Here is a 13,574-nt window from a genome sequence, read left to right on the forward strand (position 1 = left end):
CATCAGTTCGAGTCTGGTCCCCGCTACTCAGTAGAAAGCTTAATCGTAAGATTAGGCTTTTTTAGTTTTATTACCAATTTAAAGAAATCATGTATACTGTTTACGTATTGCATTCACTTGTTTATGACAAGATCTATATCGGTTATACCGGTAATTTAGCTAATCGTTTATTGAGTCACAATGAGCTGTCGACAAAAGGCTGGACGGTTCGGTACAGGCCCTGGGATTTGCTCTATCAGGAGGAATATACCAGTAAAGAAGAAGCGCTGAGGAGGGAGCGGGAGTTAAAGAGTGCTCAGGGACGTGTTTTTATCCGCGGTCTGCTGGTTTGAAGGGCTCTTATCCGCCAGTTGGCGGACATCAGTTCGAGTCTGGTCCCCGCTACTCAGTAGAAAGCTTAATCGTAAGATTAGGCTTTTTTAGTTCTATAACCAATTTAAAGAAATCATGTATACTGTTTACGTATTGCATTCACTTGTTTATGACAAGATCTATATCGGTTATACCGGTAATTTAGCTAATCGTTTATTGAGTCACAATGAGCTGTCGACAAAAGGCTGGACGGTTCGGCACAGGCCCTGGGATTTGCTCTATCAGGAGGATATACCAGTAAAGAAGAAGCGCTGAGGAGGGAGCGGGAGTTAAAGAGTGCTCAGGGACGTGTTTTTATCCGCGGTCTGCTGGTTTGAAGGGCTCTTATCCGCCAGTCGGCGGACATCAGTTCGAGTCTGGTCCCCGCTACTCAGTAGAAAGCTTAATCGTAAGATTGGGCTTTTTTAGTTTTATAACCTCTTGAAAGCAAGCTGTTGTTCTCTCTAGATACGAGTGTTGTCCGATGTTAAGTGTGCAACTTTTAATTTCTTTTATGTTTTGTTAAAATGATTTAGCACTAAATATTGTTATGTTACATAATTGTTGTTTATGCAAACGATTGTTCAATTTGCGCAAACGTTTGATGTTAACACAAAGTTTTTAAAACTGTAACATTAGGGTAATTTGGGGTCATAAAACTAGATTGTGATAAGGACTAGTTTGCCGAATACCTTAAATTAATATTTATGATAAAAAGATTTTCAAAACCTTTTTTTGTCAATGGATTCTATTCGATTACTTCTGCAGTAGTGTTAGCACTGGTGGCACCTAATTTGGCCCACGCCAACTTTGTTGTCAATGGAATCGATGGTAGTACTATAGAAGGGCAAAAAAACATTTCCGGAAAGGTAACTTCTAGTTCAGGCATTTTAAGCGGTGCTACAATTACAGTGAAGGAAAACCCTAGCGTAGCAACATCTTCTGATAAAGATGGTAATTTTTCGATTTCTGCTACTGTAGGACAGACATTGGTTGTTACTGCTGTGGGATATGAACCTCTAGAAAAGAAAATAACTGGGGAAGTATTGGCGATTGTGTTGGTTGAATCTAGTGAAACGTTGGAAGAGATTGTGGTAGTAGGATATGGTACCCAACAGAAAAAAGAGAGTTTGACTGGGGCATTACAAACAGTGAGTGGTAGTAAGCTGAGAGATGTAACTACTCCTGCTGTCGAGAATATGTTAAATGGCAAAGCTGCTGGTGTTTATGTTTCTCCCGGAGGAGGAAAGCCTGGTTCTAGGGGGGCAGTAGTTATTCGTGGACAAGCTACTTTGAGTGGTACTTCAAGTCCATTATGGGTTATCGATGGAGTAATTGTGGGATCTAGTCCTGGTGATATTAATCCTGATGATATTGCGAGTATGACTATTTTGAAAGATGCTGCTTCTACATCCATCTACGGTTCGCAGGGCGCGAATGGAGTTGTCGTAGTTACTACCAAAACACCTTCTGCTCAAAAAGGAGGATTGAGTTTCTCAACGAAAATGGGCTTTAATCAGCTCCATAATGGTAACCTGGAGATGATGAATGGTGAGGAGCTTTATGATTATTATAAATCGTTTCAGAATGCTGATAAAATTAAGTTCAACCTTTGGAATGAGGATTTAAGAGAACGTGATTTTGATTGGTGGAAGCTAGCAACGAAAACAGGCTTTGTTCAGAATCATAATGTGTCATTGCAATCAGGTACAGAAAAACTGCAATCTTTATTTTCGTTAGGGTATTATGACGAAGTTGGTGCTGTAAAAGGCTATGGTTATGACCGTTACAATGTACGGATGAATACAGTTTATAAGCCGTTTGATTGGTTGACTATTAAGCCTTCTGTTGTGGGTGCACGTAGAGGAGTAGATGATCGTCAGTATTCGACAGGTGCGATGTACTCGAATTTACCTTGGGATAGTCCGTATGATGAGAACGGTGAACTCGTACCACACCGTTATAGTGGCTGGGTTAATAGTAACAGTACTAATTATCTGTACGATTTGCAATGGAATCATGGTTCGAAAACGAATTATGAGTTAATGGGTAATCTGGATTTCGATATTAAGATAACAGATTGGTTGACCTATTCATCTATAAATAACTACAGATATAATACATCCAGTAAGAGTACTTACATCGACCCCCGTTCTAATAGTGGGCTAAATGTCAATGGACGTAACGAAGATTATAGAACAGAATATGCGAGACGGTATACAACGCAAATTTTGAGAGCCAATAAAAGATGGGGTAAGCACGCGGTTAACGGTATTGTAGCGTATGAATTCAATGATTATTGGGCAAAAGTGTTAGATGTTTTTGGTAAAGGATTTATTCCAGGTTTTGAAGTCTTGGATGCGGTATCGACTCCTGAACGTACTCTAGGTAGTATAAATGAATGGGCGACACAGTCTTATTTATCTAATGCGAATTATTCTTACGATGATAGGTACTTAGCACAAGTGTCCTTTCGTAGGGATGAGGCGTCCAATTTTGGTAAAAAGTCCGGCAACTTCTACTCTATCAGTGGAGGGTGGAATATTCATCGGGAGAATTGGTTTAATGCCCCTTGGGTTAATAACCTAAAACTTCGTGCCGCATATGGAACAGTAGGAAATAGGCCTGAATCACTTTATCCACAGTATAGTTTATATGGGGTAGGAGGAAGATATAGCTACGATGCTATGCCGGGTATGCTAATTACCCAAATTGGTAACAGGGGATTGACTTGGGAGCAGACAGCTACAACGGGCCTTGGGATAGATGCGACTTTATTGGATAGCCGTTTGAGGGTGAATCTTGATTGGTATGATAAAAATACAGATAATATCCTCTATAAGGTGCGTGTTCCTACAGTTACAGGTGTGAGGGATGTATGGAAGAATATTGGTGAGATGAATAATCGCGGCTTCGAAATTACTGTTGGCGGAGATATTATTCGTAAGAAGGATTGGCTTTGGTCTGTGGATGTTAATCTAGGACATAACCGAAATAAGTTGACTGGGATGTATCAAACAAGACAGGCTGATGGATCTTATGCCTTCAAAAATATTATTATAGATGATGATACCAATATTGCTGGTTCGGCTAAACGAGTATTAGATATTGGCCGTCCTGTGGATACCTATTACTTGAAAGAATGGGCTGGGGTTAATCCGGATAATGGTGCGCCGATGTGGTATATTGTGGATCGTGATGCAAATGGCCAGGAGGTTGGAAGAACGACAACTTCCGAATATGATAAAGCAACTACAGAGAAGTTAGGAAAAGCTTCTGCAGATATATTTGGCGGTATCAATACATTTTTGAGCTATAAACAGTTCGATTTAGCGGCGGTATTTGGTTACTCTGTTGGCGGAAAGATTTACAATTATTCACGTCAAGAGTATGATGCGGATGGAACGTATACGGATCGCAACCAAATGAAGTTGCAAGACGGCTGGAGTCGTTGGGAGAAGCCTGGAGATGAAGCTACGCACCCTGTAGCTCGCTATGGAAATATTCAGAATGGAAATAAGGTTTCTTCTCGTTACTTAGAAGATAGTGATTTTCTACGTTTACGGTCTCTGACGGTTGGGTATAACTTTAATCTTGAGCAGTATAAAGTCAAAAATCTACGTGTGTTTTTTGCTGGAGAAAATTTGTTCACTTGGACGAAGTATTCGGGCGTAGATCCTGAACTGCCTGTTAAGGAAGACAACGGCAAGATATTAAGTACAACGGGAACTGATGTATATCCATCCGTACGTAAGTTTATGTTCGGTGTTAATGTTTCATTTTAAGAAGGAGAGATAGTTTTATGAAAAAAATAATAATGATACTAATCGCATCGGCTTCTCTTGCTGCTTGTGATATTGATAGAATGCCCTACGGTTCTCTAGAGTCTGGGAGTATAACAGAGAATCCAGAGGGAGCTATAGATGGATTATTGAATGGAGCATATGCACAGTTGAAGGCATGGTCAGACCCTATGCATCGTACTGGTGAATATGCAGGAGATAATATGATGATTCGGGGCGCTTCTACTGATGATTTCTTTGAATTTATTTCCTTCTCGAGAACTCCAGAGAATGGACGGTTGTCGCAATTTTGGGATGATAGTTACATTGCGATTGCTCAGACATCGAATATATTGAAGATGATAAAAGAGGGGCAGAGCGAAGAATTGGATAGTAAGCTCGGTGAGTGTTATTATATTCGGGGAATGCTGTATTTCTACTTAGTTCGTGCTTACGGTAGGCCTTATTCGCAAAATCCGGAAACAAACCTTGGTGTCCCTATTGTGAATGGTACACCTGATGACGTTATCGATGGTTTACACTTGCCTGATCGTTCTACTGTAAAAGAGGTCTATGAACAGGTTATAAGTGATCTGACAAAGGCAGAAACAATGATTGCTAAGGAACGAAATGGTAAGAAGAGAGAGCCTATTTTCGCTTCTAAAGGGGCGGCCCAAGCGATGTTGTCTCGCGTATATTTGTATATGAGTGGAACTTATCAGTCTCCTAATACAGTATATGCTCAGTTAGCTGTTGATTATGCCGATAAAGTGATTTCATCAGGATCATATGTGCTTTTGGGGAGAGATCAATTTATGAAATATAATACCTATACCCCAGAAGCAAATCCAGAAACAATCTTTGCTGTTAAACGTGTAGCTTCAGAATTTTCCGGTGATGATCATTCATATGGTGTTGGTGGAATGTATGCTACTATCGGTGGCCAGGGCTGGGGCGAGATGTATGCGAGCGCTAAGTATTTAGCATTGTTAGATGAGACTGGACGCAATGACTGGAGACCAGATAGCTATAAAATGGTTGATGCAAGAGCGGCATTTATAGAGCCTACTTATTACAAAAATTCGAATTCGGGTAAATATCTAGAGGTTTTCCGTTTTATAAAGGAAAATAGTAATCAGACATGGGATTATGTGCAGGACACTGTGGTACGTAATGGTGCTACAATTTCTACTAAAAATAATAAAGAAGTTTATACGCTTACTCCTGTTAACGCCGAACAAGGTGTGTACAGCATCAGATATAAAGATGGAAAGACGTATAACGGCGTACTGGATTATTTCATTAATTTGAATTACGCCTATCCACAGTTCTATATCATAAAAGCTTCGAGAGAAGGTGAAGATTCACATTTGCATTCACCAGTTATTAGTCGTCTTGGTGAGGTTTATTTGAATCGTGCTGAAGCGTATGCGAAACTAAATAATTATGGTGCAGCTTTGTCGGATTTGAACCTTATCCGTAATCGTTCCATTGTAAATGGAGGTTATGCTTCATTAGATGCAAGTAATGCAAGCGAACGAATAGACAAGGAGCGTCAGTTAGAGTTGGCTTATCAGGCTGAACGTAGTTATGATGTGTTCAGAAATGGAGAGTCTTTAGCAAGAAGATATCCGGGGCCTCACAATCAAACTGAAGAAATTGAAGCTACAGATTATAGAGTGGTCTACTATATACCTCAAGATGCTATTAATTCATATCCAGGTACATTAACGCAAAATCCTACGGGCAATAAATAGGGTTGGGCAAGTACTTGCTTTTTTTAGAAGCCTCACATATTTTATGTGGGGCTTTCTTTTTGATTCGTTGCCCTATTTGTAAAAAATGAATATGGGCTGATCTTTTGGTGGGATGAAAATATTATCCAGGAAGTTGATCGCTGCAAAAGATAATACCACTGTTTTTGCGTAACTTTGTCCGTTCTATTTATTGAGTAATAAAAGATTAGTTGCCGTGAGGGTAACGCGCGAGATAAAAGTTTAAAGATATGGCAAACATTGTTGCAATTGTAGGTCGTCCCAACGTTGGGAAATCGACCCTGTTTAACCGCTTGACTGAAAGTAGAAAAGCGATTGTAGATGACTTTAGTGGTGTGACGCGTGATCGTCATTATGAAGTCGCAGATTGGATCGGCAAGAAATTTACGGTGATTGATACCGGCGGTTTTGTACATGGGTCAGATGACGTATTCGAAGAGGCTATCCGGGATCAGGTTCATATCGCTATCGAAGAAGCCTCGGTTATTATATTCATGGTAGATGTGACTACCGGAATTACGGATTTGGATGATGAAATTGCAGATTTATTGCGCCGCACATCTAAACCTGTATATGTTGTCGCCAATAAAGTCGACCATGCAAAGCTACATCATGATTCTGCAGAATTCTATGCATTTGGTCTAGGCGAAATCTATAATGTGTCTTCGGCTACAGGCTCTGGTACTGGTGAGCTCTTAGATGCGGTGGTTTCTAATTTTCCAGATGAGGAAGAAGAGGACGAAACTCCTTTGCCAAAAGTTGCGATTGTCGGTCGTCCGAATGTCGGAAAATCCTCGATGACTAATGCTTTATTAGGAGTAGATCGTAATATTGTAACGGATGTAGCAGGAACTACACGCGATTCTATACGGATTCATTACAATCAATTTGGACATGAGTTCTTAATGATAGATACTGCGGGATTGAGACGAAAAAGCAAAGTGAGCGAGGATATTGAATTCTATTCGGTGATGCGTACGATAAAAGCTTTAGAAGACTCAGACGTAGTGGTGTTGATGTTGGACGCTAATGATGGTATAGAAGGACAGGATATCAATATCTTCCATTTAGCTGAGAAAAATAAGAAAGGAGTTCTAATCGTTGTCAATAAATGGGACACTATTGAAAAGGACAATAAAACGATGAAAGAGTTTGAGGCTCGGATTAAGGAGAAAATAGCTCCTTTTACGGATGTGCCTATTATCTTTACGTCAGTTACCGAAAAACAACGGATCTTTAGAGTCGTTGAAAAGGCTATGGAGATCTTTCAGAATAAAACCAAAAAGATCCCAACTTCCAAGCTGAACGAGGTTATGTTGGAGATTATTGAAAATTATCCTCCGCCATCCATAAAAGGCAAGTATATCAAAATCAAATATGCAACACAGTTGCCAGGACGTAGTCCAATGTTCGCATTTTTCTGTAATCTCCCACAATATATCAAGGAACCTTATAGGCGATTTGTAGAAAATAAACTGCGTGAGCATTTTGATTTTAACGGTGTGCCTATTCAAGTGTTTTTTAGACAAAAATAGTTTAATCAATATATTATCTGTTCGATATGCAACATAATCTATTCGTATACAATACCCTTACGCGAAAAAAGGAAAAGTTTGAACCAATTCATCCTAATCTAGTTGGTATGTATGTATGCGGTCCTACCGTATACAGCGATGTACATTTGGGCAATTGTAGAACCTTTGTATCCTTCGATCTGATTTTTCGCTACCTATTGCATTTGGGGTATAAAGTTCGATATGTAAGGAATATTACGGATGCTGGACACCTCGAAGGGGATAACGATGAGGGAGATGATAAGTTTGCGAAAAAAGCGAAACTCCTGCAGTTGGAGCCAATGGAGATTGTGCAAAAGTATACCCTTGGCTTTCACGACGTGTTGCAGATGTTCAATACATTGCCGCCAAGCATAGAACCGACTGCTACAGGACATATTTCAGAGCAGATCGAGATGGTACAGCAAATTATCGAGAACGGGTATGCCTATGAGGTCAATGGGACGGTGTATTTTGATGTGGATAAATATGTAAAAGAACATAATTATACTATTCTGACCAATCGTAATCTCGAGGATATGTTGAATAATACCCGCGAATTAGGTGGGCAGGATGAAAAGAGAGGACGGTTAGATTTTGCGTTGTGGATTAAGGCCAAGCCAGAACATATCATGAGATGGCCTGCACCTTGGAGTGTTGGTTTTCCGGGATGGCATATCGAATGTTCGGCGATGAGTCGCAAGTATCTTGGCGATCAGTTTGATATACATGGGGGTGGAATGGACTTGGCAGCTACACATCATACCAATGAAATAGCGCAGTCCGAAGCGTGTAATCACGTACAACCTGCTAAATATTGGATGCATACTAATATGCTGACTGTAAATGGCGCACGGATGTCAAAATCTGCGGGGAACGGCTTCTTGCCAGGTGAATTGTTTACAGGTGATCACCCGCTGCTTGAGAGAGGATATTCTCCTATGGCGGTTCGCTTTTTCATGTTACAAGCACACTACAGAAGTACATTAGACTTTTCGAACGAAGCATTGGATGCTGCTGAAAAAGGCTATAAGCGCTTGATGACGGCTATATCTTTGTTGGATAAAATCACGCCTGCCGCTAAGACCAAGATCGATGTGGATTTAGAGGATGTACGTAACAGGTGTTATGCGGCCATGGATGATGATTTTAACAGCCCAATCTTGATTGCTGAGCTTTTTGAAATGGTTCGTCTTATCAATTCCATTTATGACGGTAAGCAGCAGGTTAATGTGGCGACACTAGCGCAGATCAAGCAATTGATGCATGACTTTGTGGTCGAGATCATGGGGTTGAAAGATGATCAGATGGCTGGTGATAGTCTCCATATAGACGGATTAATGGATTTGATTATAGGGATCAGAAATGAAGCAAAGCAGAATAAGGATTTTGCAACTTCTGACCGGATCAGACAAGAGCTATCTTCTATTGGCATACAGCTGAAAGACAGTAAAGACGGGACACTTTGGAATAAGATTTGATATGGTAGGTTCAAAATGACAGCTAAAAACAGGTCATATATTTATGAAGTATAACAGTATTCTTACCAGCATATCTCTTGTTTGTTTTACATTTCCCGCTCAGGTATTGTTTGCACAATTACCAGATAAAGTTGGTGGCCTCATTACAGCAGATAGAAATGCTGCAGCGATTTCTAAAACGCAATCGCCGCATGCGGCTTTTTCCTCAATTATTGATAAGCAATCGGTTTTTTATGTGCCTTCTGCGGTTAATGCTTTCAATTATTTGAATAATAGACCCAATATTCCTGATGTCTTGAACTGGGATCCTAATTTTGCTTTAGTATCCAAAAGTTTGGATTGGGGAGTGACGTCTGGTAAGATGGAGTTTCAGAAGGTAGGAGCGGTAAAGAGAAATGGGCAGTATTTGACTGTATGGAAGCGGGGTAAGAAAGGAGATTGGAAAGTCGAATTACGAGCAGAGGTGGAAAATTTTGGTAAAAATCAGCCTAAAGAGATATGGTACCATGAGCCCGATGACTCTTGGTATCTGAAGCATCGCTCCAAAGTTAGATTACAGCAACGGGAGGATGTGGTGATGTCTACGGATCAATTGTTTTCCACAGTCTTGAAAGCGAATAATGAAACGGCCTACTCCGAGTTTTTGGCGGATGACGTCCGCTTCTACTACCCATGGCAAGAGGAAATATCGGGCAAGAAAAATGTACTGTCATTTCTGAAAAAACAACGGATTACAATTGAGACCGAGCCTACTGATGTCGGAAGGGCGTATAGTGGTGAGTTTGCTTATTCTTTGGGAACAGCTACAGTTGCTTCAAAGGAGAAAGAAGTGAAGTTTAACTATATAAGAATATGGCAGCTGAAAGACGATTATCAATGGCGTGTGGTTTTAGAAATGCTATTTGAGCGATAGGTTTCATTTCAAGAATAAAAAAAAGGCGAAAAGTTTAACTTTTCGCCTTTTTTATTACTTGCCTTTCACGATTTTATCATCATTGTTGACCCATACTTTTAATTCATCGCAGGATAAAAAGTCTGGATTTATGTCGATGTAAGTTGTCTCTCTTCGGGATTCAAACCATTCACTCAATGTGCGGTTTACTTTATCTTGCCGTGCCGCTTCTTTGATTTTTGCAAAATCTTGATCCAAGTTTGCTTTATGCGGAGCTATTCTGGATTTCAAATAATAGATACGGTAAGATGATTCGCCCGTTCTTTTATCAGTGTATAGCACCGAAGGAGATACTTCACCTTCTTTTAGAGGATCTATGGCATTAAATACGGCGACATCATCCAATTGATCTACTGGGATCAACGTCGAACGATCTTCCATATTCGTAACTACACCACCATTGTATTTCGTTTCTTTATCATCCGAATATAGGGAAGCTGCCGTATTGAAGTTCATTCGTTTGGTGTTAACGATGACATTGTGAATACTGTCTATTTTTGATTTTGCACGAGATAGTGCAGCAGGTGTAGGTTTGCTTTTGATCAGGATGTGACGCACATTTACTTCCTCCCCTCTTCTTTCAAGAACTTGTAAGAAGTGAAAGCCAAACTGAGTTTCAAATACAGGTGATATCTCACCTGCTTTCAATTTAAAAGCTTGTGCTGCGAATTCTTTTACCCATGCATCTCTTGTGCTGAATCCCAGCTCTCCACCGTAAGGGGCAGAACCATCTTCTGAGTATAGACGAGCAATGGTTCCGAAATCCGAACCATTTAATACTTGTTGACGGTAGCCTTCAGCCTTGGTACGGAATTGTTCTTTTTCCTCTTTTGTCAATACGGGATCGATTACCAATTGTGCATATTCTATCTCTGTATTGAAATAAGGAAGACTGTCTGCATTCAAACTTTGGAAATATTTCTTAACCTCTTGAGGGGTTACGTCAACTTTAGAAACCAATTGTCCCTGCATTTTATTACCCTTCAACTGTTCGGCAACGGCAGGACGCATCTCTTCTTTATGCTGTAAAATGGAGCGATTTAAAAACTCTTCCAATCTTTCCTTGCCTCCTGCTTTTTGAATCATGGAGCGGATACGAAAATTTAGCTGATCATCTATTTCACTCTCGGATACTTCGACAGAGTCAATTACCGCTTGTTGAGCTAACAGCTTTTGTGTTAATAATTGCTGTAGAATATAGCACTTTATCTTATCATTAGGCGTGTTTCCTTGGGCTAAAAACTGGGTGTATTCCAATTCCAAATCCGATTGTAGGATATAACTTGTCCCAACGGTCGATATGACACGGTCTATTAGCTTCTCTTGTCCAATAGCTGGTGAAAAGTATATCGACAGAATAAGAAATACTCCTAAGAATTTTTTCATCTTTTTCTAATTTGTTTTTAATTTGTAATGAAGCAATCCGATCTGCTCACCGAATGTGACGGTCTAAATCGTGATAGTTTCATAATAATATATTGTTCAATATTTGTATACAAAAATATCAGAATAATTTGTAAAAGTCGTATTTTTCATCAGAATAAGATTATCTTTCCCTATCGTAGTGCTATGTACAGCAAAGGTTATGGTAGATTGTCTGATCTAAATCTTTATATGCTTTTTTTTATTCTAGATTTTCCTACGAATATAGCTTTTTGATAAAGGGTAATAAGGTTTTTAACGAAATTTAACGCAGGTATAATATGTTTGATTTAAAGAGAGTAGGCGCATTTTTTTTAGGAATATTGATTTCAGTTTTGTTTTCTGATTTAATCGCTCAGACGACCAAATTTTATGTCGGTACATATACCTCTCCAACAGGTAGCAAAGGTGTACAGCTTTATGATTTCGAGGTCCATACTGGAAAGTCTGTTTTCTCCAACACTATACCCATGGATAACCCTTCTTTTCTAGCTCGCAAAGGACAGGTGTTGTATGCTGTTAACGAAAATAATGAGGGAAGGTTGACCGCTATTGATTTAGAAAACAATACGATAATCGGGGCCCTGCCAACCAAAGGAGCTCATCCTTGCCATGTGGCAATCAGTCCTACTCAACCTGTCGCAGTCGTGTCTAATTATACTGGAGGTTCTCTGTTGCTGGTATCCCTGAAAGAAGACGGTAGCTTGGACCGAGAGGAGGATTTTATACAGTTTAAAGGAAGCAGTGTCAATAAAGACCGACAGTCCGGATCTCACGTGCATTCTGCTTTTTTCTCTGCCGATGGCTCGAAGTTGTTTGTTTCCGATTTGGGAGCTGATCTTATCTACATATATGGAGTCGAGCAAAAAGGTGATGGGTATAGTTTGCATAGAATCGATAGTATACCGACTCCAAAAGGGACAGGGCCAAGGCATGTTGTCGTATCGGACGATGCAAGGTGTGTATATGCTGTGCTCGAATTGACAGGTGAGGTCGCTGTATTTCACGAAAAGGATAGTCGTTGGGTTAATACGCAGATACTGCCGATTTATGCTGAAGGATTCGTGGGCGAACATGGGGGCGCAGATATAAAAATATCGAAAGATGGTAAGTTTATCTATGCAACCAATCGTGGGGATGCTAATGTGGTTGCTTCTTATCAAGTGAAGAAGGATAAAACCCTTCATCTGAAAAGTATACTATCTACAGGAGGGAACTCCCCTAGGAATCTGAATATTTCGGAAGACGATAGCCGAGTGTTTATAACAAATCAAATTTCGAATCAAATTACGGTCTTTAAAAGAAACAAGCACACTGGAGCTCTAGAGGCAGAAAAATCTGCTTGGGTCGATGTCAGTAAACCGGTTTGTCTTATTTTTTAATGAACGTATAGCGATAACGAAACTTACTCCGGAATATCATAATGACCGAGGTAGCGGACAATGTTATTGGCTCTTGAATTGATATAGTTGGACGGACGGCGGGCATCCCACTGTCTTGGATTGGGTAATATAGCTATAATCAATGCAGCCTCTTTTTTAGTCAGGCTTTTGGCGGATTTGTTGAAATAGTAATGCGCAGCAGCTTCTGCTCCATATACCCCTTGTCCCATTTCAATAACATTAAGGTAGACTTCTAAGATCCTCTTTTTACTCCAGAGGATTTCAATCAGAAAGGTGAAATAGGTCTCTAAGCCTTTTCGCAGCCAAGAACGTCCCGGCCAAAGAAATACATTTTTTGCCACTTGTTGGCTGATGGTACTACCCCCGCGAAGCGGTTTGCCTGATTTGTTCTTCTCTAATGCCTGCTTGATGGCATCAGTATCAAAACCATTGTGCGTCATGAAATGAGCGTCTTCACCGGCCAAGGCTGCTCTCTTTAGATTATTAGACAATTCATCGTATGGTAGCCAGTCTTTTTCTATTTTAAACCCTTTTCCTTCAGACTGCCATTGGAACCCTCTCTTTATCATGAGATAAGTGATTGGCGGATTGATAAACTTTAAACACAGTGTCCATAAAATGGTCAGCGCAAAGAATCCTCCTACGAGCCGTATTGACCACTTTTTTAGTTGTTTTTTCCAGGGAAGTGGAACTGTTTTTTTCTTTCTATAATTACCACGCTTTATTGCCATGACCTCATCACAAATTGGATGCAAACCTATGAAAAAAAGAGACAAATTATGTACTTACCAATGCTTTTTTAAGCAGTAGACAGATACATTCTGTAAAAATTACTAATTTACAGGATTATTATCC

10 protein-coding genes are annotated in these 13,574 nt (G+C 40.0%); 8 read left to right on the top strand and 2 right to left on the bottom strand.

What is annotated here, in order from left to right:
- The first annotated feature begins 89 nt into the window (after positions 1-89).
- The 7 genes from M472_RS25515 to M472_RS25545 all read left to right on the top strand — a co-directional run bounded on the left by M472_RS25515 (position 90) and on the right by M472_RS25545 (position 9,855).
- The gene (locus tag M472_RS25515) at positions 90-332 is read left to right on the top strand and encodes a GIY-YIG nuclease family protein (protein WP_021068658.1); all 243 of its coding nucleotides are present in this window, start codon (positions 90-92) and stop codon (positions 330-332) included.
- 115 nt (positions 333-447) lie between these two features.
- Positions 448-627: a GIY-YIG nuclease family protein gene (locus M472_RS25520; protein ID WP_021068659.1), complete on the top strand. Its 180-nt coding sequence runs from the start codon at positions 448-450 to the stop codon at positions 625-627.
- 431 nt (positions 628-1,058) lie between these two features.
- Positions 1,059-4,136 carry a SusC/RagA family TonB-linked outer membrane protein gene (locus tag M472_RS25525; protein WP_021068660.1) on the top strand — a complete coding sequence of 1,026 codons (3,078 nt, stop codon included), beginning with the start codon at positions 1,059-1,061 and terminating at the stop codon, positions 4,134-4,136.
- Between the two features lie 17 nt (positions 4,137-4,153).
- Positions 4,154-5,890, top strand: a complete 1,737-nt coding sequence (locus M472_RS25530) for a RagB/SusD family nutrient uptake outer membrane protein (RefSeq protein WP_031301300.1) — start codon at positions 4,154-4,156, stop codon at positions 5,888-5,890.
- 248 nt (positions 5,891-6,138) lie between these two features.
- Positions 6,139-7,443 (top strand): ribosome biogenesis GTPase Der, encoded by a 1,305-nt coding sequence (gene der, locus M472_RS25535; RefSeq protein ID WP_021068662.1) that lies wholly within the window; start codon positions 6,139-6,141, stop codon positions 7,441-7,443.
- A gap of 26 nt (positions 7,444-7,469) precedes the next feature.
- Complete coding sequence (cysS, locus tag M472_RS25540) at positions 7,470-8,942, top strand: cysteine--tRNA ligase (protein WP_021068663.1); 1,473 nt, start codon at positions 7,470-7,472, stop codon at positions 8,940-8,942.
- A 43-nt stretch (positions 8,943-8,985) separates the two neighbouring features.
- Positions 8,986-9,855, top strand: coding sequence for a DUF4440 domain-containing protein (locus M472_RS25545; RefSeq protein WP_022829244.1), 870 nt, complete (start codon positions 8,986-8,988; stop codon positions 9,853-9,855).
- Positions 9,856-9,909: 54 nt separating this feature from the next.
- On the opposite strand, the gene M472_RS25550 is transcribed toward M472_RS25545, so the two are convergent.
- Entirely contained in the window at positions 9,910-11,280 is a 1,371-nt protein-coding gene (locus M472_RS25550; protein ID WP_021068665.1) for a peptidylprolyl isomerase, read from the bottom strand.
- A gap of 317 nt (positions 11,281-11,597) precedes the next feature.
- Between M472_RS25550 and M472_RS25560 the strand changes: the two genes are divergently transcribed.
- The gene (locus tag M472_RS25560; RefSeq protein WP_021068667.1) at positions 11,598-12,698 is read left to right on the top strand and encodes a lactonase family protein; all 1,101 of its coding nucleotides are present in this window, start codon (positions 11,598-11,600) and stop codon (positions 12,696-12,698) included.
- 23 nt (positions 12,699-12,721) lie between these two features.
- On the opposite strand, the gene mtgA is transcribed toward M472_RS25560, so the two are convergent.
- Positions 12,722-13,450 carry a monofunctional biosynthetic peptidoglycan transglycosylase gene (gene mtgA / locus M472_RS25565; protein ID WP_021068668.1) on the bottom strand — a complete coding sequence of 243 codons (729 nt, stop codon included), beginning with the start codon at positions 13,448-13,450 and terminating at the stop codon, positions 12,722-12,724.
- Between the last annotated feature and the right edge of the window lie 124 nt (positions 13,451-13,574).

It is taken from the genome of Sphingobacterium paucimobilis HER1398, from assembly GCF_000416985.1.
Lineage (GTDB): Bacteria > Bacteroidota > Bacteroidia > Sphingobacteriales > Sphingobacteriaceae > Sphingobacterium > Sphingobacterium paucimobilis.